Below are 26,175 nucleotides of genomic sequence, written 5' to 3'. Positions count from 1 at the left end.
CCTTACGCTGGCAGAACGTCCCTTTCCTCTTTTTTCCCGCGCGTCACGAACTTACGCAGCGTCACGTAGAACACCGGCGTCAGGAACAGGCCAAACAGCGTCACGCCCAGCATCCCAGAGAAGACGGTGATCCCGGTGACGCCGCGTACTTCTGCCCCCGCGCCGTGGCCGAGGATCAGCGGAATGGTCCCGGCAATAAAGGCGATGGAGGTCATCACAATCGGGCGTAAACGCAGGCGGCACGCCTCCAGCGCGGCCTCCATGATCCCTTTCCCCTGGATTTCCAGCTCGCGGGCAAACTCCACGATAAGGATGGCGTTTTTACAGGCCAGCCCCATCAGGACCACCAGCCCCACCTGCACGAACACGTTGTTATCGCCACCGGTCAGCCAGACGCCAAAGAGTGCGGAGAGCATCGTCATCGGTACGATGAGGATCACCGCCAGCGGCAGCGTCCAGCTTTCGTACAGCGCAGCCAGCACCAGGAACGCCAGCAGTACCGCGACCGGGAAGACGATCAGCGCCGTATTGCCCTGCGTGGCCTGCTGGAAGCTCAGGTCCGTCCATTCAATATTCATCCCGTTTGGCAGGATCTGCTTAGACATACCCGCCAGCTGCGTCATCGCCTGAGTGGACGAAAGCACACGCGGGTCGGCATCGCCAATCAGATCCGCTGCCGGGTAGCCATTGTAGCGAATCACCGGGTCCGGCCCGTAGGTGGTCGTGATATTCACCATACTGCCAATCGGCACCATTTCGCCCTGGCTATTGCGGGTGCGTAAGTTCGCGATATCTTCCACGCTGTCGCGGAACTGCCCGTCCGCCTGCGCCATCACGCGCCAGGTACGGCCGAACTGGTTAAAGTCATTCACGTACGACGAGCCGAGATAGGTTTGCAGCGTCCCGAAAAGATCGGTCAGCGACACGCCCTGCGCTTTCGCCTTATCACGGTCAACCTGCACGTCCAATTGCGGAACGTTTGCCTGGTAGGTCGAGATTGGGAAATGCATCCCCGGCGTCTGCATAATCGCCCCGGACATGGTGTTAACCGCGTTTTGCAGCGCACCATAGCCCAGACCGGCGCGATCCTGAATGTACAGGGAATAACCCGACCCCTGACCCAGCCCTAAAATCGGCGGCGGCAGGATGGAGAAGCCAAAGCCCTCCTGGATTTGCGCGATTTTCGCGTTGATCTCCGCGTTAATTTCCGCCGCGGAATGCTTACGCTGGTCGAACGGCTTCAGGCCAAAGAACACCGTCCCGGTATTCGGCGTGTTGGTGAACTGCAGGGCATTCAGCCCCGGGAACGCCACCGCATAGTCCACGCCTTCGGTATTCATCCCGATTTCGCTCATTTTGCGGATCACCGCGTCGGTGCGCGCCAGCGAAGAGCCTTCCGGCATTTTCACACCGCCAATCAGGTACAGCTTGTCCTGCGTCGGAATAAACCCGCCGGGTACCGCTTTAAACATCACGCCCGCCGCGCAGAGCAGCAGCAGATAGACTACGAACACCGCGCCGCGACGTCCGAGGGTTTTACCCACCAGCCCCTGATAGCCGTTCGAGCTGCGGTGGAAGAAGCGGTTAAACGGACGGAAAAGCCAGCCGAACAGTCGGTCGATAAGCCGGGTCGGCAAATCTTTCGGTGCGCCGTGCGGTTTTAGCAGCAGGGCCGCCAGCGCCGGAGAGAGCGTCAGCGAGTTGATGGCGGAGATCACCGTGGAGATGGCGATCGTCACCGCAAACTGCTTGTAGAACTGGCCGGTCACGCCCGAGAGGAACGCCATCGGCACAAACACCGCGCACAGCACCAGCGCAATCGCGATAATCGGCCCGGAGACCTCACGCATCGCCTGATGCGCCGCCGCAAGCGGTGCAAGCCCCTCTTCAATATTTCGCTCGACGTTTTCCACCACCACGATGGCGTCATCCACCACGATACCGATGGCCAATACCAGCCCGAATAAACTCAGGGTGTTGAGCGAGAAGCCCAGCAGGTAGAGGATGCTGAAGGTACCCACCACCGACACCGGCACCGCGATCAGCGGAATGATTGACGCGCGCCAGGTTTGCAGGAACAGAATCACCACCAGCACCACCAGCACTACCGCTTCCAGCAGCGTTTGCACGACCGCACGGATGGAATCACGCACAAAGACCGTCGGATCGTAAGGTGCCGCCCACTTCATATCGTCCGGGAAACGCGTGGACAGTTCGTCCATTTTGGCGCGCACCGCATTAGACAAGTCGATGGCGTTCGCCCCCGGCGACTGGAAGATACCAATCCCGACCGCGTCTTTATTGTTCAGCTGAGAACGCAGCGCATAGCTGCCGGAGCCCATCTCAATTCGCGCCACGTCGCGCAGGCGGACGACTGTACCATCCTGCGTGGTTTTCAGAACGATATTGCCAAACTCTTCTTCAGTATGCAGACGGCCCTGGGCGTTAATGGAGATCAGGAAATCGCTCTCTTTCGGCAGCGGCTCGGCGCCAAGCTGACCGGCGGACACCTGAACGTTCTGCTCCTGCATCGCCGTCACCACATCCGAGGCGGTCAGCCCGCGCGCCGCCACTTTATTCGGATCCAGCCAGATGCGCATCGCGTATTCGCCCGAGCCGAAGATCTGGATCTGACCCACGCCAGGCAGGCGCGCCAGCTCATCCTTCACCTTCAGGGTGGCGTAGTTACGCATGTACAGGGAGTCGTACTTACCGTTAGGCGAAAACAGATGCACCACCAGCGTCAGCGTCGGCGACTGTTTCTGGGTGGTAATGCCCAGACGGCGTACGTCTTCCGGCAGACGCGCCTCGGCCTGCGCGACACGGTTTTGCACCTGAACCTGCGCCTGATCCGGGTCAGTCCCCGGACGGAAGGTCACGGTGGTGACCAGCACGCCGTCCGAGCCCGCGACGGATTTCATGTACATCATATTCTCAACGCCGTTGATCGCCTCTTCCAGCGGCGTCGCCACGGCCTCGGCAATCACTTTCGGGTTGGCGCCCGGGTACTCCGCGCGCACCTGAACGCTTGGCGGCACGACGTCAGGATATTCGCTCACCGGCAGCAGCGGGATGGCGATCAATCCTGTGATAAAAATCAGAATCGACAGGACGGCGGCAAAAATCGGCCTGTCGATGAAAAAGCGGGAAAAGTCCATAGATTGGATTCTCAGGTCAAAGGATCAGTTGAGTGCGGCGCTGGCGGTCATGGCAACGGTTTTGGCGTTAACCGGCATTCCCGGCATAAACACTTTTTGTAAACCCTCGACGATGACTTTATCGCCTGGGTTCAGCCCCTGCCGCACGATGCGTAAACCGTCTGCCAGACGCCCCGGCGTAATGTCGCGGCGCTGGGCTTTCCCCTCTTTATCCACGATGTAGACGTATTTGCGATCCTGATCGGTCAGCACCGCTTTGTCGTCGATAAGCGTGGCTTTGAATGCTGCGCTGCCCGGCAGGCGTACGCGGGCAAACAGCCCCGGTGTGAACTGACGTTGGGAGTTATCCAGCAGCGCACGCATGCGGATGGTACCGGTACTCGGCGTGAGCTGGTTGTCCAGGAAATCCACTTTGCCCTGATGGGGATAGCCTTCTTCGCCCGTCAGGCCAATCTCAACCGGCAGCGCCATATGATTGCTGGATGCCCCCTGCCCGCTGCGGGCGAGGTTTTGATAGTGAAGATAGGTCGACTCATCCACATCGAAATAGACGTAAACCGTCTTCTGCGAGACCAGCGTGGTGAGCACGCTGGCGGTATCGCCCGCGGTGACCAGATTACCGCTGGTGATCAACGCCCGGCTGGCGCGGCCATCGATAGGCGCGGTCACTTTAGTGAAGTCCAGGTTAAGCTGTGCTGCGTCTACTGCCGCCTGCGCGGCGCGAATGTCGGCCTGCGCCTGAACGGCGGCCGAACGACGCTGCTCCCACTCTTCCCGGGAGACCAGATGAGAAGCGATAAGCTTATCGGTACGGTTAGCCTCACTTTGCGCCAGGCTGGCCTGCGTTTTGGCCCTCGCCAGGTTCGCCTGTGCCTGTTCCAGCGCGGCGCGGTAGGTTCGGTCATCAATGGTGAACAGCACCTCGCCCTTTTTCACTTCCTGGCCGTCGGTGTAATTCACTTTATCAATGTAGCCGGAGACGCGCGGGCGCAGCTGAACGCTTTCCACCGCTTCAATCCGGCCGTTAAAACTATCCCACTGGCTGATGGATTTCACGACCACGTCAGCCGCACTGACGGAGGGCGCGGGTGGCGCGGCGTTTTGCGCGACGCTGTTATCACATCCCACGAGCAGCGCGGAGATCAACATCCCCCCCAGCGCGCTCAGATAAACGTTTCCCCAGGTTTTTTGCAGGCTCATTATTTTTATTCCGGTAATTGTAGCTGCCGGGCAAGACGCAGCGGGAGGCGCCGCGCCACTTCCTTTGTCCGGTAGCTGGCTGAAGGCCATTTGTGTCGTTCATCGCCACAAAACTGTAACAGTTGCGAGTACACTATCGCGGCGATTGTAGGAAGGCGCTTAACTAAGTGCAAGAATAATTGTTGCACTTTATGTGCTATTTGTGTCGATGTGAAAAGACCCGTTTCGGACAGGGATTTAAATGCAACAATAAAACTTGCAATTAACGGAAAAACACGCCACCTTTAAATGCAACAGACAAAGATACTTTTTCTACGCTGCGTGGGGGTAATCAGATGAACACTGGCGCATTTATGCACGATTTACTCGACTGGATCGACAACAATCTGGACAGTCGTCTGGACATTGAGACCGTCGCCAGGCGATCCGGCTATTCAAAATGGCACCTGCAGCGCCTGTTTAAAGAACATACGGGCTATCCCCTCGCCGGGTATATTCGTGCTCGAAAGCTGCAAAAATCGGTTGAACGGTTAACCCACAGCGACGAACCGATCCTGAACGTGGCGATCGCCCTGGGCTTTGACTCCCAGCAGTCCTTCAACCGCAGCTTCAAGCGTCAGTATGGCCAGGCTCCTGGGGCATGGCGGCGCAGCATGGGTGGCCCGGAAACACAGCAACTTCGCCAGTAATGCATATTTTGCTGCAACGTCGATCTGTTGCTGCTATACTGTATATAAATACAGTATAGCGAGGTGCACGATGGCTGTTGAAACAAAATTTGTTGTCGTAAGAAAAGGTGAAGAGAAAATGACATTTGCCAGTAAGAAAGAGGCTGACGCTCACGACAAGCTGCTCGATATGGCCGACGCGTTCACCGACTGGCTGTTGCAAAGCGGAATGCAGATGGATGAAACGCAGGCTGAAAATCTTGGTCTGTATCTCGCCGAGCAGAAAGAGACCGTGCAGCATATTCTGCGTACCAGCAAGCTTCCCGCTCTCGATGCGCCTGTCGCTACTGACGAAACAGCGTCAGATGAGGCTGGCAGTAAAAAAATCAGGGCTGTGAAAGCGGCCTGATTGTAAGAAAATCATCACCTGTCCGAAAGCCGTAAGCAGATAAATGCTTACGGCTTTTTTAATCAGCAAATGAAAAGAGTTAAGGAGATGGCGTGCGGCAAGGAATGAAGGAAAAGAACATCAGGATCTGTGATTCAAAAATCGCCTCTAAGGGAAGCGATGTTGGGCTTTCGTTTTATGCTTTTTTTGCTAATAAAAATGACAATCCTGAACTGCTTATGGAAGTTGCGCACTGGTGGATTATGGAAATGAAATTGGACCATTTTGAAAAGGCTGAAAAGATCAGAAAGCTTGTTTTAGCTTTATAACGCTGGAAAGCGGGATCGGCGGGATTGCATTGCTCTAACCGTCGCATAATTGTTATGAAATCAGTTTGCCAATCATCGATGCCCAAGTTACGGCTGGGTGCAGAGAGGCGAAATAAACGGTCCAGCTCTCATAAGCAAAGCCAATTCATCCTCAACAACAGGATACTCTCCAGTTGAGTACTGAATGGGAGTGGCCACTCCCGATTCTGCGCCCGTGAGTGTGCCAATCTTCTCTGTGTCTTTTACGCTGCCGCTAGCTGGATATTTTGTTTCTGGTGTAGTCTGCCCGGTGCCAGAAGCAGACGTTGTTAACATCAGTTTTTGTTAAATAATTGGGAACAGGTCAACTCATTTCTCATGATTGTTTTTTATGGATTGTACTGTATAACCAAAAGGATGCCATGTAGAGCTATCGCTTGCGAATACTGTAGGTGTTTCATATATTTTACTGCCATCAGAAAACTCAGATAGATATGTAAACTGGAGAACATATCCACGGGGGCTGTATATTTTAGATGAATTAGTACCAAATTGAGTTGTTTTACTGGCTTTTCCGAAAGGGGCTCTCACATTATTTGATAAAAGAGTAAATTGATTTTTATCATACATAGCCTTAAATTCTGGATGCATGCTTTCATAAAGCTCTACATATTGTCCATTGTTAACTTCGCTGAGCATTTTTTCTGCAACCTTCTGTGCGTCAGCACTAGGTGGTGGCGGGGGGAATTTAAAAGGATCCTCGGATACAAGAACAGCCGGATTGAAAAAATAGACGATTACGAAAAAACCGGCTGCACCTGCCGCTTTAATGGTTTTGTTCACATTGACTTCCAACGCACCTGGCAGCATAGCGCCAAATCCGCCTGCAATCATAGCAAGAACTAACCCGAATACTCGCCACTGCATTTCTGTTGGTTTAGGTATTGCAACAACGAGTATCAACATGATGATTACAAAAAAAACTGCAAAAGAAAATAGTAATGCTTTTTCTATTGAGAGCTTTGAAATTTTTTCAGCCATAATTAACCTCACTCACAGAGTTACGAGGACAGTGAAAAAATATATTGCCTGGAAGGTTTATAGCATAACCTTACTAAAGGTACCATCTACATAAGAATGATTATGAATTAATTGATATTAGCTATAATGTAGTAATCAATGGCTTGCATATCACCCATGCTTACTACATAAATCAGTTCTATTCGCGTGATAATGTTAAAAGAATGTGCATGTCAACACGTTAGCAATACCTAATTAATGTATGTGATTTTTAGCAATGCTTTGTTATCTCATTTTTTATTGGCGAGGCTATCATGAATAGGCGCAGTTTTTTAAGCATGTTATTGTGTTTTACTGCCATGCAGTCTGCTAAATCAGCAGTGATGCCACTTGGTCCTATGACTCCTCAGGGGCAACCAATGAGGGCTTATGTAGCACATCCCAAACGTGTTACTCAAAGTTGCCCATTTTGGTGTTGGGCTGCATCGATTGCTATGATTTTTGAGGCTCATGGACATCACATTGAACAAGCCGAAATTGTTAAGAGAAGTTTTAATTCAAATATCGCTATTTGCACTACAGGTAACACATCAACAATGGGTAATAATTTAAGCCAACCATGGTTGGACTCTCAGGGGGTTAGCTTTCAGTCTCAGGTAGTAGCAGCATATGATATATTTAATCAAATTCTTGCAATGAATAATATGATTATAATTAACGAATTAGCCCACGACAGGCCTCTTTTATACGCCAATCGTAGCCATGCTATGGTTGTTGTTTCTGTCGATTATTTTATGACGCCGTTTGGACCAGATGTTAGGGCTGTTGGCGTTCTTGATCCTTGGCCTACTAGCCCGGGATATCACTTGCTAAACCCTCAAGAAATGGTTCCTGCGCATATGGGAGGGGACATGACTTTTTTGGCTGCGGTACAGACGACGTAAAGTGATCGAAGGTGGGGGTAACGCCCTCGTTATCATGGAAACCGTTCTGCGCTTTCCTGATGATCAGGGCGGGATAACAGAAATATCCCGCCGCGCGACCTATGTTTTTCGGCTGGAGAGCGATGGTCGCTGGCGTTGTACTATCGACAACTCCTACGGAACATCACTTCTGGATACAGCGAATTCATCACAATAAGCACGGTTTCAAAGGGGCCCGACGCCCCTCCCTGCCCTTAATGCGCAGTGATGCGCGGCTCCTTCACAAACTCAGCCAGCAGCCACACCATATCGTGCAGCAGGCCCGTCAGTTCTTTTGTTACGTGAGCGGGCAGCGTTTCCCCCTTCACCGCTTGCGTCAGCGCCAGAACATAGTCCACCTGCGTTAAGGTGTCCTGCCAGCAATCGGGTACGCAGGAATTCAGTTTCTCACCGATGATCAGCTGTTCAATCAGGTATGGTGGTAGATCGACATCGCAGAGTGCACGCAGCCTGCGCAGAGCCTCAAGAAGACGCTCGCACAGCGCTGTACGGCTCGCGACATCATCGGTTTCGACCAGCACGCTCACCAGCGCGGCGCAGTTGTCGGCGACGTCAAAGAGATCGGCATCGGCCGGAAGCGGTCGGGAGATAAGTTGCAGAATGACGTTTTCGTCAGACGGGAGATAAGTCAGGGTTGGGATAGTAGTCATATCCAGCATCCTTCTATATGTAGTCCATATAACCACCCCCTTGAGTTCCTACGCTCGGGGGGTAGCGCTGACAGAGGTAGGAATACCGCCCATATAGAAAAACGGCCAGCCTTACGGCTGCTCCGCCAGCGCCACCGCAATTGTAACGGGATCGGCGCTGCCGCGACATACGAAATGTCACTATATGGTAGATGCGGGTTCCTACGCCCGATTGCGGATGTGCCGCAACGCAGGCACTTTACGACCGCGCCCCGTAGAGGAAAAGACATAACGCTGAATTTCATAAGGTTACTTTGCGGTTTGCGAGGCGCCTTCCAGAATCGTTCACCGGAGTCAGAAAGCGCACGCCCCACCAAATTTTGCCCCAACCTCTCTGGCACATCTGGTGTATTGTTTTTAAACAATAACATCCATTAAAGGACACCTGCGCAATGATCAACATCCTCGGCAAAACCACCTCCATCAACGTGCGTAAAGTGCTCTGGACCTGCGAAGAAGCAGGCCTCGAGTATCAACAGGAAGATTACGGCAGCGGTTTTGCCTCGACAGAAACGGATGCCTTTCGCGCCCTGAACCCCAACGCCATGGTGCCGGTACTGATTGATGGCGATTTCGTGCTGTGGGAGTCCAACGCCATCTGCCGTTATCTGGTGCGCAAGGCCGGCCGTCACGATCTGCTGCCCGCAGAACCGCAGGCCTGTGCCAACGTTGAGCGCTGGATGGACTGGCAGGCAACAGAATTCAATAACGCCTGGCGCTATGTCTTCCCGGCGCTGGGGCGTAAAAACCCGGACTTTAACGACCCGGAGCGCATTGCGGCGGGGATCCAGGAGTGGAACCACTGCGTCACTATTCTGGAGAATCAATTGCAGCGCACCGGTGCCTTTGCGGCGGGCGAGACGTTTACCCTTGCGGATGTGGTGCTTGGGCTGTCGGTGAATCGCTGGAAAATGACGCCCTTTGATAAGCCAGACGTGCCCGCGATTGAGGCCTGGTTTGAACATCTCAACCAGCGCCCGGCGTTTTTGCGCCACGGCAATAACGGCATGATATAAATCTTACTGTCAGAATGAATATCCGCAGCGAGGCTGTTTTATTTAATTACGAAACCCTGATTGTCGTCAGAGGGAATAATAATTAAGCCATATCCTGGACAGCCCGTTGCACCGCTTTGCTAGCCTGAATAGTCAGGCAAAGCTCAACCCGGAGGTATTCTTGCTGATTAAACTCAAGAAAGAACGAACGCACCATGAGGATCGCCGGCTTGCTCTCTGGCTGGCGACCTCTGCAGGTTTGCTGAACGCCATCGCCCTTGGGGCATTTGGCTTTTTCCCCTCACACATGACCGGCAACACCTCGCAATTATCCAGCGAAGTCTCTTCCACCGACCTGAGCGACATTATTTTCTTCGGCTCGATTATTCTCTCTTTTGTGGCCGGCGCCATTATTGCGCGAACGATCGTGATATGGGGTATTATCCATAATGTCAGGCTGGTTTTTTGCCAGATCCTGTTTGTCGAGGGGATATTACTGACCGGCGTCTCCTTCTACGAGATGTATTTTCATGCCCTCACCAGCAACCGCGAGATTATTCTTTTTCTCTGCTTTCTGATGGGCATTCATAATTCCACCTCCACGCAGCTTTCCGGCGGGCGGGTGAGATCAACGCATATTACCGGCACGCTGACGGACGCGGGGATCGCGCTGGCCTCTGTCATGGTGGCGATGCTCCGCAGGGATTACTCCAAAGATACGGCCGCACAAAAAAGTCAGTTGAAAACCCACTTAACCACCCTTTTCTCGTTTATTTCCGGCGGTATCGTCGGGCTTATATTGTTCAGGTGGATTGGCTTTAACGCCATGTTGATACTCGGGGGGATGCTCACCGTGGTCGCCACTGTCTCAATTATCACTGTCTCAACGCGCGTTCGACGGGTTCGCGCTTCCGTCTGAGTGCTGCAGCTGCCCCAGCAGACGCTGCATGTTGTCGTCACAGGTGATGCCCTCCGGCCGGTTGCTGAGACTGGCAACCAGCGTCAGCAGCTCTTTACGGTTTTCCTCAAGCTGCTTCTGCATCGCCTCTATCTCCGCAATACGCGTCTTAAGGGACTGGATCAGTCCCTCATGATCCCAGCGCTGTTGCGGCTGCGGCAGGAAGCGACGTATTTGCTCGAGGGTAAACCCGGTACGCTGCGCATTGTCGATGATGTTCAGCAGCGTTGCCGCATCGGTGGAATAGGCGCGGTATCCGTTCTCCTGCCTGACCGGGCGCGGCAGTAAACCTTGCGCCTCATAGAACCGAATGCGCGACGGGGCAATGCCCGTCATTTTCGACAGTTCGCCAATTTTCATTTCGTTCACTCTGGCATATTGACCTTAAAGTTTACTTTAAGCTTAAACTTTTTATACGGTCAACCGGATCGTCATCTCATCAGGGAGCTAAAATGCAAACTATTCTGGGTGCCAGCGGGCAAATCGCCCGTGAACTGACCCGCGAGCTCAAACGCGGCTACACCGACGATATCAGGCTGGTCAGCCGCCATCCGCAAAAAATCAACGACAGCGATGTCACCGTTTCGGCCAATCTCCTCGATGCCGGGCAGACGCAGAACGCGGTTAATGGTAGCGACACGGTCTACTTTACTGCCGGTCTGCCGCCTGATTCCGCGCTGTGGGAACGTCAGTTTCCAGCCATGCTGGAAAATGCCCTGGAGGCCACGCGGCAGGCAGGTGCAAAATTCGTCTATTTCGACAACACCTATATGTACCCCCAGAACGCGGTGCCGCAGACAGAAGAGACGCGTTTTGCCCCCCGGGGACGGAAAGGACAAGTCCGGGCAGAAATGGCCAACCGTGTGCTTGATGAAATGCAACGGGGTGACATTCCCGTGCTCATCGGTCGCGCGCCTGAGTTCTATGGGCCCGATAAAACGCAGAGCTTCACCAATACGCTTATTATCGACAGGCTGAAGCAGCATAAGCGTCCGCGCGTTCCGGTCCGTGACGACACGCTTCGCACCCTCATCTGGACGCCGGATGCCAGCCGAGCGCTTGCCCTGCTGGGCAACACCCCTGACGCCTTCGGCCAGACGTGGCATTTACCCTGCTGCGACGAAAGGCTGACGTACCAGCAATTCGTCGCCCTCGCCTGTGAGATCTTCGGACAGCCAGCGGACTACGCCATCCTCGGCAAGCTGGCCTTCGCCGCGACAGCGCTGTTTTCGCAGGGCGCCCGTGAAATACGGGAGCTATTGCCCAGGTACGACGAGGACAACCTGTTTGATTCGACGAAATTCAAACGCCGATTCCCTGAATTTGCCGTCACCACCTACCGGCAAGGGCTGGAGGAAATCTGGCAGGAGTGGCAACGCAAAGCGGCGAAAACGGCGTAATTTTTGCCTCTCCGCCCTGCGAGCGGCTTTAAATTCGTGACAACGTCACATTTAAATCTCTTCTTTAGGACTATTCTGCCCGCCTCACAATCAGGCCTTATGCCATAAGGCCTGACCTGATGTTGCCACTAGTTTCATAGGGTTACTGATTTTCCCCCTTCGCTGGAACCCTTCCCAAACGCTTGCTATAGGACATCTACCCCTGCCGAAACATGGCATAACAACAGGCAACCGGTGGTTGCTATAACGCATGCGCACAGGGAGACACACCGCAATGCACCCATTACTCAAACGTTCGCTGCTGTTTGTCGGCGCCATTCTGGTGGTCCTCGCCCTCCTCGTCTGGGGTATTGGGCTGGAGACAATCAGGGCGCGCCAGGTAGACCTGCTTTATCTCGGGCAACAGCATATGATTCTGGTTTTCTCGTCGATGTTTTTTGCCCTGCTGGTGGGTATTCCGGCCGGGATCCTGCTGAGCCGCCCGGCGGCGCGGGGGATCGCCGAATACGTGATGCAAATCTTCAACGTCGGCAATACGCTGCCGCCGCTGGCCGTGCTGGCGCTGGCGATGGTGGTGATTGGCATCGGCGATACGCCCGCCATTATCGCCCTCTTCCTCGCCTCGCTGCTGCCGATTGTGCGCAATACCTACGCCGGGCTGTGCGCGGTCCCGGCGTCGTTACTGGAAGCCGCAAACGGGATTGGGATGACCCGATGGCAGCGTCTGCGTCAGGTCGAGCTGCCGAACGCCTGGCCGGTCATGCTCTCGGGGATCCGCATCGCCACCGCCATTAACGTCGGTACCGCGCCGCTGGCGTTCCTGATTGGCGCCAGCAGCTACGGCGAGCTGATTTTCCCCGGCATCTATCTGAACGATTTCCCGACCCTGATCCTCGGCGCGGCGGCCACCGCTCTGTTCGCCCTGATCCTCGATAGCCTGCTGGCGGCGCTGGGTCGCGTGATGAGTCCCCATCTCCCCCGATAACAATAACAAGGAGCTTTTATGAGACTGATTTCCTGCCTGGCGGCGCTGTGTGCCGCGGTGCTGTTTACCGGTCAGGCGATGGCGGCCCCGCTGATTCTGGCGACCAAGAGCTTTACCGAGCAGCATATTCTCTCGGCGATGACCGTGCAGTACCTGCAAAAGAAAGGCTTTCAGGTGCAGCCGCAAACCAATATCGCCACGGTAATTTCCCGTAACGCGATGATTAACAAGCAGATTGATATGACGTGGGAGTACACCGGCACGTCATTAATCATCTTTAACCACATCAACAAGCGCATGTCGCCGCAGGCGTCTTACGAGACGGTGAAACGCCTGGACGCGAAACACGGTCTGGTATGGCTCAAGCCCGCCGACATGAACAACACCTATGCCTTCGCCATGCAGCGCAAGCGCGCCGAGGCGGAACATATCAACACCATGTCAGAGATGGTGGCGAAAATTGAACAGGTCCGTAAAACCAACCCGGATAAAAACTGGCTGCTGGGCTTAGACCTGGAATTTGCCGGGCGCAGCGACGGCATGAAGCCGCTGCAGGCGGCCTATCACATGACCCTGGACCGCCCGCAGATCCGCCAGATGGATCCCGGTCTGGTCTATAACGCGGTGCGCGATGGTTTTGTTGATGCAGGACTGGTCTACACCACCGACGGGCGCGTGAAGGGCTTTGACCTGAAAGTGCTGGAGGATGATAAAGGCTTCTTCCCGAGCTATGCGGTCACCCCGGTGGTGCGTAAGGAGACGCTGGAGGCCAACCCGGGCCTGGAAGAGGCGCTCAACACCCTCTCCGCCCAGCTCAATAACGACGTTATCACCGAACTGAACAAGAAGGTGGATATCGACCATCAGTCACCGCAGCAGGTCGCCCGAGATTTCCTGCGTAGCAAACAGTTGCTGTAGGAGGCGCTATGGAGACGATTCACTACATTCTGGACAACCGGGACTACCTGCTGACCCTGACGCTGCAACATCTGTGGCTGGTGGCGCTGGCCGTAGGCTTAGCCATTCTCATCGGCGTCCCGCTGGGCATTTTGATTGTGCGTCACAAGTGGCTGGCGACGCCGGTGCTGGGACTCGCCACTATCGTGCTGACCATCCCGTCTATTGCCCTGTTTGGCCTGATGATACCGCTGTTTTCGCTGATCGGTCAGGGAATTGGCGCCCTGCCCGCCATCACGGCGGTGTTTCTCTATTCGCTGCTGCCGATTGTGCGTAACACCCACACCGCGCTCGACAGCCTGCCGCCGGGGCTGCGCGAAGCCGGGCGCGGTATCGGCATGACCTTCTGGCAGCGCCTGCGCTGGGTTGAAATCCCGATGGCGCTGCCGGTGATTTTTGGCGGGATCCGCACCGCCGTGGTGATGAACATCGGCGTGATGGCGATTGCCGCGGTGATCGGCGCGGGCGGGCTCGGCCTGCTGCTGCTCAACGGTATCGGCGGAAGCGATATTCGCATGTTGATTGCGGGCGCGCTGATGATTTGTCTTTTAGCGATTGTGCTCGACTGGCTGCTGCACCGTCTGCAGGTGGTTCTGACTCCAAAGGGGATTCGATAATGATAAAACTGGAAAACCTCACCAAACACTTTTCACAGAAGCACGGCCAGACCTTCAGGGCCGTCGACAACGTCAACCTGAACGTGCCCGAAGGGGAAATGTGCGTCCTGCTCGGCCCGTCCGGCTGCGGGAAAACCACCACCCTGAAAATGATTAACCGTCTCATTACCCCCAGCAGCGGGACGATCCTGATTAACGGTGAAGACACCAGCGGCATGGATACCGTGACCCTGCGCCGCAACATTGGCTACGTCATCCAGCAGATTGGGCTGTTTCCGAACATGACCATTGAAGAGAACATCACCGTCGTACCGCGCATGCTGGGCTGGGATAAAGCGCGCTGTAAAGCCCGCGCCGAAGCGCTGATGGATATGGTGGCGATGGATCCGCATAAGTTTCTCCACCGCTATCCGCGCGAGATGTCCGGCGGGCAACAGCAGCGCATTGGCGTCATTCGCGCCCTGGCGGCCGATCCTCCGGTACTGCTGATGGATGAACCTTTCGGCGCGGTGGACCCGATCAACCGCGAGGTGATCCAGAACCAGTTCCTGGAGATGCAGCGCAAGCTGAAAAAAACCGTCATGCTGGTCAGCCACGATATCGATGAGGCTCTGAAGCTTGGCGACCGTATCGCGGTATTCCGGCAGGGGAAAATCGTCCAGTGCGCCAGCCCGGATGAACTGCTGGCGAAACCGGCGAATGAGTTTGTCGGCTCGTTCGTCGGCCAGGACCGCACCCTGAAACGCCTGCTGCTGGTCTCCGCAGGTGACGTGACCGACCAGCAGCCAACCATTACGGTACGCGGCTCTACGCCGCTTCCGGAAGCCTTTGCCACCATGGATGATAATGACATTCGTGCCGTGACGGTGGTCGATGAGCACGGCAAACCGCTGGGCTTCGTGAAGCGTCGCGAAGCGCGTAACGCCAGCGGTACCTGCGCCGATATTCTGCATCCGTTCCGCATGACCGGCAAAGCGGAAGATAACCTGCGCGTGGTGCTGTCACGTCTGTATGAGAGTAATACCAGCTGGATGCCGATTGTGGATGAGGACGGGCGCTACAATGGCGAGATTTCCCAGGACTATATTGCCGAGTACCTCAGTTCCGGCCGTACGCGTCGGGCGCTGAATATTCACAGCGAGAGCTAACCTTTCCGGCCGGGCTTTGCCCGGCTTTTTCGCACGCAGACCTTTTGCTAACCCCGCGATTTCCCGCCACAATATCGTATCGTTCCTGTTTAATTACGACTCATGCAACGTCTTCATACGTATCCCGACATCCGCGCGATGTTTCGTCGCCTGCTGATTGCCTCCGTCACCGGCGTGCTGGCCGCGCTGGCCGTTGCGGTGTTCCGTCACAGCATGTACCTGCTGGAGTGGCTGCTTCTCAGCAACGACAGCGGCAGCCTGGTGAATGCTGCCGCGTCGCTCTCTCCCTTGCGGCGTGCGCTGACGCCCGCGCTGGGCGGGCTGGCTGCCGGGCTGCTGCTCTGGGGATGGCAACGGCTGACCGCCCAGCGGCCTCATGCGCCCACCGATTATATGGAAGCGCTGGAGACGGGCGACGGCCAGTTTGATTACGGCGCCAGCCTTGTGAAATCCCTGGCGTCGCTGCTGGTCGTGGCCAGCGGCAGCGCCATCGGGCGTGAAGGGGCGATGATCCTGCTTGCCGCTCTCGCCGCCTCCTTCTTTGCCCGGCGCTTTACGCCCAAATCCGAATGGAAGTTATGGATCGCCTGCGGTGCCGCCGCCGGGATGGCCAGTGCTTATCATGCGCCCTTAGCCGGCAGCCTGTTCATTGCAGAGATCCTGTTTGGCACCCTGATGCTGGCCTCGCTCGGCCCTGTAGCGATCGCCGCGGTCGTGGCGCTTCTCACCACGCAGCTCCTCGCACCGGGCGCGGGTACGCTCTACGCCGTGCATCTGAGCGGTATGCTCACCGCGGCGGATTATGGCCTGCTGGTCGCCATGGGTCTGCTGGCAGGGCTCTGCGGACCGCTGCTGATGTGGCTGATGGACTTCAGCCACGGGCTGTTCCTGCGTCTTAAACTTTCTCCGCCGTGGCAGCTGGCGCTCGGTGGTTTGATCGTCGGGCTGCTGTCCCTCCTCACGCCTAAGGTGTGGGGGAATGGCTACAGCGTGGTTCAGGCTTTTCTGCTCGCCCCGCCGGTCCTGACGGTGATTGCCGGGGTGTTTATCTGTAAATTGCTGGCGGTGCTGGCCAGCAGCGGCTCAGGAGCGCCGGGCGGGGTATTTACGCCCACGCTGTTTGTCGGCATGGCGACAGGCATGCTATTCGCCCAACTCTTCGCGCTGTGGTTACCGGGGTCTGAAACGGCGATTTTGCTGGGGCTGGCGGGGATGGCAACGCTGCTCGCCGCCACCACCCATGCGCCTATTATGTCGGCGCTGATGGTCTGTGAAATGACCGGACAATATTTTTTACTGCCCGGCTTGCTGGTCGCCTGCGTGCTGGCGTCCGTGCTGTCGCGAACGTTACGCCACGACTCGGTCTACGGTCAACACGCCACCGAGGGCCGAGAGATCGATGTATTGCGCTAGCTCGCGCTGTTCGGCGCGGGGCAGATAAGGCAATTCTCCCACCAGCGGCCCCGGCAGCTTGGTGCTCAGCACGTCGATGATTTCAGCGTAGTGCGCCAGGCCCGGGTTGATTCGGTTTGCCACCCAGCCAATCAGCGGCAGGCCGTCATTGGCAATCGCCTGCGCGGTCAGCAGCGCATGGTTGATGCACCCTTCCTGGATACCCACGACCATAACCACCGGAAGCTGTTCCTGCACCACCCATTCAGAGAGCGGACGCAGGTCATTCATCAGGCTGCGCCAGCCGCCCGTGCCTTCAACCACCACGTGATCGACCTTCTCGCAAAGGTTCGCCAGCCCGTCGGACAGCAGCGGATAATTGATCATACCGCTATGCGCCACGCTGCTCTCCTCTTCGCTTAACGCAACAGGATTGACCGCGTGATAAGGCAGTTCCAGTGACGAGACGCTTTGCAGTACCAGGGCGTCTTTATTACGCAATCCCTCTGGCGTCTCTTTACTCCCTTTTGCGACCGGCTTGTACCCTGCCACGCGTTTACCGCTTGCTGCCAGCGCCTGCAGCAATGCGCGGGATACGACGGTCTTGCCGACAGAGGTATCTGTACCAGTAACAAAGAAACGCTTAAGCATGACTCACTCCACCTCTTGGGTATGCTTCGAAAATATAAACCAGGTAAATAATTCAGTGGAGGAAGTCTACGGGATGCGTGCGCTACCCGGCTTGAGATAGCGCAATTTTTCTTACATCTGCGGAAAAGAGTTAGCCCTGCAGCAGGCGGATCAGCAGCGAGCCGTTATACATGGCGTCCTTGACCAGCGCTGCGCCGGCCATCGTCCCCTGGTTGGAAAACTGGGTGCTTTCTACCGCAATATTTTTGCTGTACGCAGGGAGCGACTGCTGGTGAATGCAGGCCGAGATCGCCGGGAACAGGATCTCCGCCGCCTGGCTGAGCGGCGAGCCAATGAGGATTTTTTGCGGGTTAAAGAGGTTCACCATGATGGCCAGAATGCGGCCCACGTTATTCCCCACGCCGGTAATGATGTCCTTCGCCAGCAGATCGCCCTGGCGAGCCGCGGCGCAGAGTGAATCTACCGTCAGGGGTTGTCCATGCAGCGAAGAGCTCATGGACTGGCCTAGCCTCACCTGCGCCAGCTCCAGCACGCTTTCCACGCTGGCAATGGTCTCCAGACAGCCGTGGTTGCCGCAATAGCAACGCTTACCGTACGGGTCGACCTGAGTATGGCCAATCTCCACGAGGCTGCTGCTGCCAGCGTGGAGAAGACGCCCGTCGGTGATCACGCCCGCCCCGACGTTATGATCGATGACCACCTGAATCACATCCCGCGCCCCGCGCGAGGCACCAAACAGCGCCTCCGCCATTGTCCAGGCGCTGATGTCATGCTGAATATAGACCGGCACGCCGGTATGGTTTTTCAGCACTTCACCCAGCGGCATCTCTTTGACGTCGTCGTAAAACGGCATGCGGTGAACAATGCCATTTTCGGTATCAATGATGCCCGGCATGGTGATGGCAATCGCCGTTAAGCGTTCCAGCCGCTGTTGATGACGGATAAAGAAGCGATCGATATGCGACACAATCGACTCGAGGAGCGGTTGCTCAGCGTTGAGCGGCAGCTCAAGCCGGTCTTCCACCACCAGCTTGCTGCTCAGATCCCGCAGGGCAAGGAAAATCTCCCCGCGGCTGATGCGCAGTGACAGGTAGTGCCAGGCTTCCGTCTCGACCACCAGCCCGACTGCCGGACGGCCACGGCTGCCCGGCTCCTGAATTTCCGTTTCCTGAACCAGGTGCGCTTCCAGCATTTCGCGGACAATCTTGGTGATACTGGCAGGTGCCAGTTGTGCCAGGCGCGAAAGATCGATACGCGAAACCGGACCAAGCTGATCAATCAGGCGATACACCGCGCCAGCGTTGGTCTGCTTAATCTGATCAATGTGCCCTGGCTGACTATCAGCAACCACCTCGTACTCCCTTATTTTCGAGCATCGAAATAAACTTTTGGCTATGGTGAAGCACTTCCATGGCCGGCGTCAAATATTTACTTAGCCATGTGATTTACCGCACGTTTTTACCACCTTTTGCCACAAAATCTCGCCCCGATGAGGCGTTAATGAGCTGCTGTTTGAAACGCTGTGCGGCATGACTCTGTTCACGATGTTTTGACCAGACCAGCCACATCTCTGACACAGCATCCTCTTGCGCGAGGGGAACCCAGCGCATTTCGCGCAACTGCACCCGCTTAAAGGAGGCCGGGAGAATAGAAACCCCCAGCCCAGCGGCGACCAGGCCAATAATGGTCATCGCCTCCCCCACTTCCTGGGTAATAACCGGGGCAAGATCGTAGCGGCGCATCAGCCCCAGGATATCGTCATACAGCCCCGTCCCAACCTGCGGGTCAAAAAAGACAAACGGCTCTTTTGCCAGTTCGGCCAGTGAAACCGTCGGACGCGAGGCCAGGGGGTGATCGTGAGGGATCATAGCCATCAGCGGTTCGCGCAGAATCACCTCCCATGCCAGCGTGTCCGGCAGTTGGGTATTGCGCATCAACCCCAGATCCAGCGTACCTTCATTGAGCGGCGCGATCTGCTCGCGGGTATTGATTTCACGCGTCTGAATATGAACATCGGGGAAATGGCGGCGAAATGACGACAGGGTCTCCGAGACGGCGCTGATAAACGGTGCGGACGAGGTAAACCCGATGCGCAGCTCCCCGGTCTCACCGAGATACAGCCGTTCAGCCCGGGCGGCGGCATCCTCAACCATATTCAGGATCTGTCGGCTGTCGACAAGAAACTGTTTCCCCGCCGCCGTCAGGCTCACGCTGCGGTTGGTGCGGGCCAGGAGACGCGCTCCGACCTGCTGCTCCAGGATCTGAATCTGCTGGCTTAAGGGCGGCTGAGAGATATTCAGCCGTGCCGCCGCACGGCCAAAATGCAGCTCCTCAGCGACAGCGACAAAATAGCGAAGGTGACGCAGCTCGATATTCATATTTTTAAAGTATCATTTGAGATTATTAATATATTAGACAGAATATTTACATTTTCCTACCCTGAAGGTGTGGTCATACCCGTCACCAGAAATCACGGGGATGTTTAAGCAAGGAAACTGTGTGAGTCGTACAACTACGATTGGTATCGATCCGGCAAGCGATATCAATGATTTACCTGCAGCATCGCAGCCGGTTCAGTTCATTAAACGTGGTACCCCCCAATTTATGCGCGTCACGCTGGCGCTCTTTTCAGCCGGTCTGGCAACCTTCGCCCTGCTCTATTGTGTTCAGCCGATCCTGCCCGTGCTTTCGCACGAATTTGGCGTATCACCTGCCAGCAGCAGCGTATCGCTCTCCATTTCAACCGCTATGCTGGCGATTGGCCTGCTCTTTACCGGCCCGCTGTCCGACGCCATCGGCCGTAAACAGGTAATGGTGACCGCCCTGATGCTGGCCTCGGTCTGTACGTTGCTCTCAACCATGATGACCAGCTGGCACGGCATTCTGGTGATGCGCGCGCTGATTGGGCTATCGCTCAGCGGGGTGGCGGCGGTCGGGATGACCTACCTCAGCGAGGAGATCCACCCGAGTTTTGTGGCGTTCTCGATGGGGCTTTACATCAGCGGGAACTCGATTGGCGGCATGAGCGGACGCCTGCTGAGCGGGGTTTTCACGGACTTCTTTAGCTGGCGAATTGCGCTGGCGGTGATCGGCTGTTTTGCGCTGGCATCCGCACTGATGTTCTGGAAAATTCTGCCGGAGTCGCGCCATTTTCGTCCAACCTCGTTGCGCCCAAAAACGCTTTTTATCAACTTCCGCCTGCACTGGCGCGATAAGGGACTGCCGCGCCTGTTCCTGACCGGCTTCCTGCTGATGGGTGCCTTCGTTACGCTGTTTAACTATATTGGCTATCGCCTGATGCTCTCTCCGTGGCATCTGAGCCAGGCGGTGGTGGGTCTGCTTTCCGTAGCGTACCTGACCGGCACCTGGAGTTCGCCAAAAGCCGGGGCGATGACCGCACGCTATGGGCGCGGTCCGGTGATGCTGTTCTTCACGGCAGTGATGCTCGTCGGCCTGCTGCTGACCCTCTTCTCCTCCCTGTGGCTGATTTTTGCCGGCATGCTGCTCTTCTCCGCAGGGTTCTTTGCCGCCCACTCGGTCGCCAGCAGCTGGATTGGCCCGCGCGCACGGCGCGCCAAAGGCCAGGCATCGTCGCTGTATCTGTTTAGCTATTATCTGGGTTCCAGCATCGCCGGGACGCTCGGCGGCGTGTTCTGGCATCACTACGGCTGGAACGGCGTGGGCGGCTTTATCGCACTGATGCTCTGCGCGGCGCTGCTGGTGGGGGGAAGCCTTCATAAACGTCTGAGGTAACACGCTTGCGGGAAGATGTCCGGTAAGACGAGCGCTACGGATAAACGGCACCAGCGTACTGGTGCCGTTTTACGTTCAGGAATCCCAGGCCTGCTCTATCTTACCGGCTTCAAACTGCGGAGGCGGTTTCCGAAAACGGCGCGTTAGCCACGTCAGGTAAAGGATCCCCAGTGCCGCCCAGATGAGGCCAAGCGTCAAGGACGTCGCTTCGAGGTTTATCCACAGCACGCCGACCGTTACGGCACCAATGAGTGGCAACAGGAGATAGTGGAACCTATCTTTCCACGTTTTGTTCAGCCCCTTACGCCGCCAGAAATGGTTGTACACCGAGAGATTAACAAACGTAAACGCCACCAGTGCGCCAAAGTTGATCAGCGCCGTCGCGGTCACGAGATCAAAGTACAGGGCCGACAGCGCCACGATCCCCACCATAATAACGTTCAAAGCCGGCGTACGCCATTTCGGATGCACGTAACCAAACACCCGCTCCGGAAAGACGTTGTCACGCCCCATCACATACAGCAAGCGTGAGACGCTGGCGTGCGAGGCCAGGCCTGAAGCGAGCGTATTCACAAACGTGGTACACAGAAACACCGACTGGAAGAGCTTGCCGCCCACGTACAGCGCGATTTCCGGCAGCGCGGCGTCCGGGTTCTTGAAGCGCGCGATCGTCGGGAAAAAGAGCTGCATGAAAAACGAGGCAACAATAAATATCAGCCCGCCATACAGTGCGGTCAGGAAAATGGCTTTGGGGATCACCCGCGCCGCGTTTGGCGTCTCTTCCGACAGGGTGGTGACCGCGTCAAAGCCGAGGAAAGAGAAGCAGACGATAGTCGCGCCGGTAATAATGGGGATCAGGTGTGCGTTCTCGCTGATAAACGGCTGGAGCGACCAGACGGTGCCGACGCCCTCCCCCTTGTGCAGGCCATGCACCACGAGTATGACAAATACCACCATGATGGCGATCTGCACCAGCACAAACAGGGTATTAAAGTTGGCGACCAAATTAACGCTCTTCAGGTTCGCCAGCGTCAGGATCGTCACAAACCCCACCACCCAGACCCACGGCGGGACTTCAGGGAACAACGCGGAAAGGTAGATCTTCGCCAGCAGCACGTTGATCATCGGCAGGAAGAGATAGTCCAGCAGCGATGACCAGCCGACCATAAAACCCAGGTGGGGTCCGATCGATTTCTGCGTGTAGGTGTACGCAGAGCCCGCTTCCGGGAACTGTCGTACCAGCTTGCCGTAGCTGATGGCGGTAAACATGACGCCAGCCAGCGCCAGGAGATACGAGGCGGGCACGTGGCCATTGCTGATACCGGACACAATGCCGAAGGTATCAAACACGGTCATGGGGGTGAGGTAAGCCAGCCCCATCATGACCACCTGCCAGAGCTTGAGGGAGCTGCGCAGCCGGGTTCTTCCGGTCATGCCCGACGAGTCAAGAGACGTGTTAGTCGCCATAAACCGTCCCCCCCATGCTTACCGTGGTTTGCAATCGCGTTGTCCTTAACGCAAACCTGCTTAGCAAAGGGGGAAGTTGTAAAGAACATACGCGATCGGACCAGCACACCGTCTCTGGCTCGCACTCACAGCAGGAGCCTGACCGGCCCCCTTCGCCCTGCGGATAGTTGAACATCTGCATCATTTCCTACCTCGTCACACAGTGTCGTTAAGAAAATCCCTGTGCCGCCTGCTCTCCATAACGCGACTCCCGGGAGATAGCTGGCGTGCCAGCGAACAGTTCGGCCAGGCTCCGCGCAGGCCGTTTGGTGATACGTACGCGATGAAACAAAGCGGCCCCTTACCGGGGCACGTCATCAGGCGTTTTTCAGCATCCACTCGATTTCCGTTTCGGTAATCAGGCGTTCAAACTGCAGTAATTCATCATTTTTGCAGGCGTGATAGACGTGGCAGAAACGTTCGCCCAGGCGCTCGCGAAGGTGATCGTTTTGCATAAATTCCCACAGCGCATCGCTCTGACGAATCGGGAATGGTAGTCCGTCCTGCTCCAGACCATTACCTTCAACTTCTTCCTGCAGGGGTAAATCGTTATCCAGACCATGTAAAATCCCGGCAAAAATCGCCGCCATCACCAGATACGGATTCGCGTCTGCTCCCGCCACCCGGTATTCGACCCGATGGTTATGGCGATCGCCGCAGGGGATACGCAGGGCAACGGTGCGATTATTGTGACCCCATGACGCCTGTGTCGGCACGTACATTCCCGGCTGGAAACGGCGGTAGGAGTTGACGTTCGGTGCCAGCAGCGCCATGGACGCTGGCATCAGATCGATCATCCCGGCCAGGGCGCGTTTCAGCAGCGCGGAATCCTCGCCGCTGGCGTCTGCGAACACGTTCTCGCCTCTGTTGTTTTGCATGCTGATGTGGATATGCATCCCGCTGCCCGCATGCTCTTCATACGGCTTTGCCATAAACGTGGCGTGCATCTTATGTTTTTCCGCCATCTGCCTGACGAGACGTTTTAGCGCCAGCGCATCATCGCAGGCATCGAGCACGTTTTCCGTATGGTGCAGGTTAATCTCAAACTGGCCCGGGGAGGCCTCAGCCACTGCCCCGTCGGCGGGGATCAACTGCAGCTGCGCCAGTTCGTCGATGTCATTCAGCACGTCAGCAAAGTGGTTCAGATTATCAACCGAGTAGACCTGACTCTGAGTGTTACGCACGTCGGTGCCCGGCGCGCAGGGGGGCTGCAGATAGCCGTCGGCATCGCGTTTACGGTCAAGTAAATAGAACTCCAGCTCTACCGCTACCACGGGGAACAGACCGCGCTGGCGTAGCTGCTGCCAGAGTCGGTTGAGTACGTTCCGCGGCTCAACGTCAAAGGGAGCGCCATCTTCATCGACCATGGTGAGCTGCACCTGACCAATGTATTCCGGGTCGGCGGCGGACGGTGTCAGGGTGCCCGGCACCGGCACACAGATACAGTCCGGCTCGCCGAGCTCCTGCCCCAGGCCCGCCTCTTCCACTACGTTACCTAAAATGTCCATGGCGAAAACCGATGCCGGGAAATAGCAGCCTTTTTCAAGTTTGCTCAGCCCGGCAACCGGGATGCGTTTGCCGCGAAAACAGCCGTTCAGGTCGGTCAGGAGGACATCAATAAACTGGGTGTCAGGATACTTTTCTAAATAGCGCTTCACTTCCTGTGTGAAGGCGCTGCCCCGCCTCTCATCCGTGTGCTGCACAAAGTTCTCAACTTCTACGATATTGGTTTCCATGATTTACCACCGTTTTTGGGATTTGCGTTCGCTGCTCTGGACTGTCAAATATAATGTCCACCCTATCGAATCTGTATGCAAATAATTTGTTTGTCAAATGTTAAATTAAGTTTGCAAAAGGCAGATCTCGTTGCTAGATTGAGAAAATATTGAACGAAAAGGCCGTTTAACAGGCGATAATGGCCTAAATTTAGTCCACTTTGTGAGGGCGATCATGGAAAATATAATGAACAAGCCAGTCATTGGCGTGGTGATGTGTAGAAACAGGCTTAAGGGTCATGAGACCCAGACCCTGCAAGAAAAGTACCTGAATGCCATTATTAACGCGGGAGGCTTACCTATTGCCTTACCGCATGCGCTGGCGGAGCCAGAGCTCATTACCGCTCTGCTGCCCACCCTGGACGGGATTTACCTTCCGGGCAGCCCCAGTAACGTGCAGCCGCACCTGTATGGTGAAAACGGCGATGAGCCTAACGCCGATCCCGGGCGAGATCTTCTGAGTATGGCGTTGATTGCCGCCGCGCTCGAAAGGCGCATCCCCATTTTCGCCATCTGCCGGGGGCTGCAGGAACTGGTTGTTGCGACGGGAGGGACGCTGTATCGCCGCCTGTTCGAGCAGAACGACCTGCTTGAGCACCGGGAAGATCCTGAACTGCCGGTTGAGCTACAATACGCCCCGTCTCATGAAGTTCAGGTTCAGGAGGGAGGACTGCTGTCTCAATTAATACCAGGCTGTAACACATTTTGGGTAAACTCGTTACACGGGCAAGGCGCACGAACGTTAGGACCACGGCTCCGCGTGGAGGCCCGCTCGACGGACGGGCTGGTCGAAGCGGTTAGCGTTCATGACCACCCTTTTGCCCTCGGTGTGCAATGGCACCCCGAATGGAACAGCAGCGAGTACGCCCTGTCCCGTATGTTGTTTGAAGGTTTTATCACCGCCTGTCAAAGCCACATTGCCGAGAAGCAACGGCTTTGACCACTACCGTAAAGGAAATGCAACTATGAGCGATGACGGACTGGCGCCAGGGAAACGTCTGTCTGAGATCCGCCAGCAGCTGGGTCTCTCGCAGCGGCGTGCCGCCGAACTGTCTGGGTTAACACACAGTGCCATCAGCACCATTGAGCAGGACAAAGTCAGTCCTGCCATCAGTACGCTACAAAAGCTGCTGAAAGTCTATGGGCTGTCGCTCTCGGAATTCTTTTCGGAACCGGAAAAACCTGATGAACCGCAGGTGGTTATTAATCAGGAAGACCTTATCGAAATAGGCAGTCAGGGGGTTTCGATGAAGCTGGTTCATAACGGAAATCCGAACCGTACGCTGGCGATGATTTTTGAAACTTACCAGCCTGGAACCACGACCGGAGAGAGGATCAAACACCAGGGTGAGGAGATCGGTACGATACTGGAAGGTGAAATATTGCTGACCATTAATGGCCAGCAATATCACCTGGTTGCGGGGCAGAGCTATGCCATCAATACCGGCATACCGCACAGCTTCAGCAACACCTCGGCAGGCATCTGCCGCATTATCAGTGCCCACACCCCCACCACGTTCTAATTACCACTCAGTCCCGGCGTAAGCACGCTTACGCCGGGACAAATAAAAACGATCAATGTCGGCATTCAACGGGTTAATTCCCGGGATGCCTCACGGCTTCG

General features: G+C 56.0%; 25 protein-coding genes and 1 pseudogene. 16 read left to right on the top strand and 10 right to left on the bottom strand.

The window, feature by feature from the left end:
• Positions 1-2: 2 nt before the first annotated feature.
• Both oqxB and GM298_RS14405 read right to left on the bottom strand, forming a co-directional pair.
• The gene (gene oqxB, locus GM298_RS14410) at positions 3-3,158 is read right to left on the bottom strand and encodes a multidrug efflux RND transporter permease subunit OqxB (RefSeq protein ID WP_266154331.1); all 3,156 of its coding nucleotides are present in this window, start codon (positions 3,156-3,158) and stop codon (positions 3-5) included.
• A gap of 24 nt (positions 3,159-3,182) precedes the next feature.
• Positions 3,183-4,358 (bottom strand): efflux RND transporter periplasmic adaptor subunit, encoded by a 1,176-nt coding sequence (locus GM298_RS14405; RefSeq protein ID WP_025760255.1) that lies wholly within the window; start codon positions 4,356-4,358, stop codon positions 3,183-3,185.
• Positions 4,359-4,693: 335 nt separating this feature from the next.
• On the opposite strand from GM298_RS14405, the gene GM298_RS14400 reads away from it, so the two are divergent.
• The 3 genes from GM298_RS14400 (at position 4,694) to GM298_RS14390 (ending at position 5,743) form a co-directional block, all read left to right on the top strand.
• Entirely contained in the window at positions 4,694-5,047 is a 354-nt protein-coding gene (locus tag GM298_RS14400) for a helix-turn-helix domain-containing protein (protein ID WP_095449810.1), read from the top strand.
• A gap of 70 nt (positions 5,048-5,117) precedes the next feature.
• Positions 5,118-5,435 (top strand): YebG family protein, encoded by a 318-nt coding sequence (locus GM298_RS14395; protein ID WP_025760254.1) that lies wholly within the window; start codon positions 5,118-5,120, stop codon positions 5,433-5,435.
• 92 nt (positions 5,436-5,527) lie between these two features.
• Positions 5,528-5,743 (top strand): DUF6500 family protein, encoded by a 216-nt coding sequence (locus GM298_RS14390; protein ID WP_266154330.1) that lies wholly within the window; start codon positions 5,528-5,530, stop codon positions 5,741-5,743.
• Between the two features lie 348 nt (positions 5,744-6,091).
• Here GM298_RS14390 and GM298_RS14385 read toward each other — a convergent pair whose 3' ends face one another.
• The gene (locus GM298_RS14385; protein WP_126801175.1) at positions 6,092-6,763 is read right to left on the bottom strand and encodes a DUF4019 domain-containing protein; all 672 of its coding nucleotides are present in this window, start codon (positions 6,761-6,763) and stop codon (positions 6,092-6,094) included.
• A gap of 293 nt (positions 6,764-7,056) precedes the next feature.
• On the opposite strand from GM298_RS14385, the gene GM298_RS14380 reads away from it, so the two are divergent.
• The gene (locus GM298_RS14380) at positions 7,057-7,686 is read left to right on the top strand and encodes a hypothetical protein (protein WP_266154328.1); all 630 of its coding nucleotides are present in this window, start codon (positions 7,057-7,059) and stop codon (positions 7,684-7,686) included.
• Positions 7,685-7,882, top strand: a pseudogene (locus GM298_RS14375) (YybH family protein); the annotation flags it as partial. The gene GM298_RS14380 and the pseudogene GM298_RS14375, both read left to right, overlap by 2 nt.
• A 37-nt stretch (positions 7,883-7,919) precedes the next feature.
• Here the strand turns inward: GM298_RS14375 and GM298_RS14370 are convergent.
• Complete coding sequence (locus GM298_RS14370; RefSeq protein WP_266154327.1) at positions 7,920-8,375, bottom strand: hypothetical protein; 456 nt, start codon at positions 8,373-8,375, stop codon at positions 7,920-7,922.
• A gap of 431 nt (positions 8,376-8,806) precedes the next feature.
• Here GM298_RS14370 and GM298_RS14365 point away from each other — a divergent pair, with 431 nt between their 5' ends.
• Together GM298_RS14365 and GM298_RS14360 are read left to right on the top strand one after the other, a co-directional pair.
• Positions 8,807-9,430 carry a glutathione S-transferase family protein gene (locus GM298_RS14365; RefSeq protein WP_266154326.1) on the top strand — a complete coding sequence of 208 codons (624 nt, stop codon included), beginning with the start codon at positions 8,807-8,809 and terminating at the stop codon, positions 9,428-9,430.
• A 160-nt stretch (positions 9,431-9,590) separates the two neighbouring features.
• The gene (locus tag GM298_RS14360) at positions 9,591-10,328 is read left to right on the top strand and encodes a YoaK family protein (protein ID WP_266154325.1); all 738 of its coding nucleotides are present in this window, start codon (positions 9,591-9,593) and stop codon (positions 10,326-10,328) included.
• Here GM298_RS14360 and GM298_RS14355 read toward each other — a convergent pair.
• Positions 10,293-10,727: a MerR family DNA-binding transcriptional regulator gene (locus tag GM298_RS14355; protein WP_262783860.1), complete on the bottom strand. Its 435-nt coding sequence runs from the start codon at positions 10,725-10,727 to the stop codon at positions 10,293-10,295. The two genes, GM298_RS14360 and GM298_RS14355, sit on opposite strands and share 36 nt — an antisense overlap.
• A 92-nt stretch (positions 10,728-10,819) precedes the next feature.
• On the opposite strand from GM298_RS14355, the gene GM298_RS14350 reads away from it, so the two are divergent.
• The 6 genes from GM298_RS14350 to clcB all read left to right on the top strand — a co-directional run bounded on the left by GM298_RS14350 (position 10,820) and on the right by clcB (position 16,887).
• Positions 10,820-11,767: an NAD-dependent epimerase/dehydratase family protein gene (locus GM298_RS14350; protein ID WP_259564677.1), complete on the top strand. Its 948-nt coding sequence runs from the start codon at positions 10,820-10,822 to the stop codon at positions 11,765-11,767.
• A 274-nt stretch (positions 11,768-12,041) separates the two neighbouring features.
• A complete protein-coding gene (gene osmY, locus GM298_RS14345) occupies positions 12,042-12,752 on the top strand; it encodes an osmoprotectant ABC transporter permease OsmY (RefSeq protein WP_059385289.1) in 711 nt (236 codons plus the stop codon).
• 18 nt (positions 12,753-12,770) lie between these two features.
• Positions 12,771-13,670, top strand: coding sequence for an osmoprotectant ABC transporter substrate-binding protein OsmX (gene osmX, locus GM298_RS14340; RefSeq protein WP_045284878.1), 900 nt, complete (start codon positions 12,771-12,773; stop codon positions 13,668-13,670).
• A gap of 8 nt (positions 13,671-13,678) precedes the next feature.
• Complete coding sequence (gene osmW / locus GM298_RS14335) at positions 13,679-14,326, top strand: osmoprotectant ABC transporter permease OsmW (RefSeq protein ID WP_045284879.1); 648 nt, start codon at positions 13,679-13,681, stop codon at positions 14,324-14,326.
• A complete protein-coding gene (gene osmV, locus GM298_RS14330) occupies positions 14,326-15,474 on the top strand; it encodes an osmoprotectant ABC transporter ATP-binding protein OsmV (RefSeq protein ID WP_025758624.1) in 1,149 nt (382 codons plus the stop codon). Before osmW ends, osmV begins: the two co-directional genes overlap by 1 nt.
• A 102-nt stretch (positions 15,475-15,576) precedes the next feature.
• Positions 15,577-16,887, top strand: a complete 1,311-nt coding sequence (gene clcB, locus GM298_RS14325; RefSeq protein WP_266154322.1) for a voltage-gated ClC-type chloride channel ClcB — start codon at positions 15,577-15,579, stop codon at positions 16,885-16,887.
• On the opposite strand, the gene bioD is transcribed toward clcB, so the two are convergent.
• The 3 genes from bioD to GM298_RS14310 form a co-directional block, all read right to left on the bottom strand.
• A complete protein-coding gene (bioD, locus tag GM298_RS14320; protein ID WP_266154321.1) occupies positions 16,822-17,517 on the bottom strand; it encodes a dethiobiotin synthase in 696 nt (231 codons plus the stop codon). The genes clcB and bioD overlap by 66 nt on opposite strands.
• A gap of 130 nt (positions 17,518-17,647) precedes the next feature.
• Complete coding sequence (mlc, locus tag GM298_RS14315) at positions 17,648-18,868, bottom strand: sugar metabolism global transcriptional regulator Mlc (RefSeq protein ID WP_025758620.1); 1,221 nt, start codon at positions 18,866-18,868, stop codon at positions 17,648-17,650.
• A gap of 94 nt (positions 18,869-18,962) precedes the next feature.
• Complete coding sequence (locus GM298_RS14310) at positions 18,963-19,895, bottom strand: LysR family transcriptional regulator (protein WP_095449734.1); 933 nt, start codon at positions 19,893-19,895, stop codon at positions 18,963-18,965.
• Between the two features lie 121 nt (positions 19,896-20,016).
• On the opposite strand from GM298_RS14310, the gene GM298_RS14305 reads away from it, so the two are divergent.
• The gene (locus GM298_RS14305; protein ID WP_252087123.1) at positions 20,017-21,270 is read left to right on the top strand and encodes an MFS transporter; all 1,254 of its coding nucleotides are present in this window, start codon (positions 20,017-20,019) and stop codon (positions 21,268-21,270) included.
• 75 nt (positions 21,271-21,345) lie between these two features.
• Here the strand turns inward: GM298_RS14305 and GM298_RS14300 are convergent, their stop codons facing one another.
• Together GM298_RS14300 and GM298_RS14295 are read right to left on the bottom strand one after the other, a co-directional pair.
• Positions 21,346-22,737, bottom strand: coding sequence for an APC family permease (locus tag GM298_RS14300; RefSeq protein ID WP_095449736.1), 1,392 nt, complete (start codon positions 22,735-22,737; stop codon positions 21,346-21,348).
• Between the two features lie 356 nt (positions 22,738-23,093).
• Entirely contained in the window at positions 23,094-24,512 is a 1,419-nt protein-coding gene (locus tag GM298_RS14295; protein ID WP_013096832.1) for a glutamine synthetase family protein, read from the bottom strand.
• 214 nt (positions 24,513-24,726) lie between these two features.
• On the opposite strand from GM298_RS14295, the gene puuD reads away from it, so the two are divergent.
• Together puuD and puuR are read left to right on the top strand one after the other, a co-directional pair.
• Positions 24,727-25,491 carry a gamma-glutamyl-gamma-aminobutyrate hydrolase gene (gene puuD / locus GM298_RS14290; protein WP_025758617.1) on the top strand — a complete coding sequence of 255 codons (765 nt, stop codon included), beginning with the start codon at positions 24,727-24,729 and terminating at the stop codon, positions 25,489-25,491.
• Positions 25,492-25,516: 25 nt separating this feature from the next.
• Complete coding sequence (gene puuR, locus GM298_RS14285; RefSeq protein WP_008502454.1) at positions 25,517-26,074, top strand: HTH-type transcriptional regulator PuuR; 558 nt, start codon at positions 25,517-25,519, stop codon at positions 26,072-26,074.
• The last annotated feature ends 101 nt before the right edge of the window (positions 26,075-26,175 follow it).

The organism is Enterobacter sp. HSTU-ASh6 (genome assembly GCF_026319105.1).
In the GTDB taxonomy this organism is placed as follows: domain Bacteria; phylum Pseudomonadota; class Gammaproteobacteria; order Enterobacterales; family Enterobacteriaceae; genus Enterobacter; species Enterobacter sichuanensis.
This window is presented reverse-complemented; position numbering and strand designations above follow the sequence as displayed.

Coding starts and splice junctions, on each gene's coding strand:
- oqxB (WP_266154331.1), bottom strand. CDS start 3,158: ATGGACTTTTCCCGCTTTTTCATCGACAGGCCGATTTTTGCCGCCGTC.
- GM298_RS14405 (WP_025760255.1), bottom strand. CDS start 4,358: ATGAGCCTGCAAAAAACCTGGGGAAACGTTTATCTGAGCGCGCTGGGG.
- GM298_RS14400 (WP_095449810.1), top strand. CDS start 4,694: ATGAACACTGGCGCATTTATGCACGATTTACTCGACTGGATCGACAAC.
- GM298_RS14395 (WP_025760254.1), top strand. CDS start 5,118: ATGGCTGTTGAAACAAAATTTGTTGTCGTAAGAAAAGGTGAAGAGAAA.
- GM298_RS14385 (WP_126801175.1), bottom strand. CDS start 6,763: ATGGCTGAAAAAATTTCAAAGCTCTCAATAGAAAAAGCATTACTATTT.
- GM298_RS14380 (WP_266154328.1), top strand. CDS start 7,057: ATGAATAGGCGCAGTTTTTTAAGCATGTTATTGTGTTTTACTGCCATG.
- GM298_RS14370 (WP_266154327.1), bottom strand. CDS start 8,375: ATGACTACTATCCCAACCCTGACTTATCTCCCGTCTGACGAAAACGTC.
- GM298_RS14365 (WP_266154326.1), top strand. CDS start 8,807: ATGATCAACATCCTCGGCAAAACCACCTCCATCAACGTGCGTAAAGTG.
- GM298_RS14355 (WP_262783860.1), bottom strand. CDS start 10,727: ATGAAAATTGGCGAACTGTCGAAAATGACGGGCATTGCCCCGTCGCGC.
- GM298_RS14350 (WP_259564677.1), top strand. CDS start 10,820: ATGCAAACTATTCTGGGTGCCAGCGGGCAAATCGCCCGTGAACTGACC.
- osmY (WP_059385289.1), top strand. CDS start 12,042: ATGCACCCATTACTCAAACGTTCGCTGCTGTTTGTCGGCGCCATTCTG.
- osmX (WP_045284878.1), top strand. CDS start 12,771: ATGAGACTGATTTCCTGCCTGGCGGCGCTGTGTGCCGCGGTGCTGTTT.
- osmW (WP_045284879.1), top strand. CDS start 13,679: ATGGAGACGATTCACTACATTCTGGACAACCGGGACTACCTGCTGACC.
- osmV (WP_025758624.1), top strand. CDS start 14,326: ATGATAAAACTGGAAAACCTCACCAAACACTTTTCACAGAAGCACGGC.
- clcB (WP_266154322.1), top strand. CDS start 15,577: ATGCAACGTCTTCATACGTATCCCGACATCCGCGCGATGTTTCGTCGC.
- bioD (WP_266154321.1), bottom strand. CDS start 17,517: ATGCTTAAGCGTTTCTTTGTTACTGGTACAGATACCTCTGTCGGCAAG.
- GM298_RS14310 (WP_095449734.1), bottom strand. CDS start 19,895: ATGAATATCGAGCTGCGTCACCTTCGCTATTTTGTCGCTGTCGCTGAG.
- GM298_RS14300 (WP_095449736.1), bottom strand. CDS start 22,737: ATGGCGACTAACACGTCTCTTGACTCGTCGGGCATGACCGGAAGAACC.
- GM298_RS14295 (WP_013096832.1), bottom strand. CDS start 24,512: ATGGAAACCAATATCGTAGAAGTTGAGAACTTTGTGCAGCACACGGAT.
- puuD (WP_025758617.1), top strand. CDS start 24,727: ATGGAAAATATAATGAACAAGCCAGTCATTGGCGTGGTGATGTGTAGA.
- puuR (WP_008502454.1), top strand. CDS start 25,517: ATGAGCGATGACGGACTGGCGCCAGGGAAACGTCTGTCTGAGATCCGC.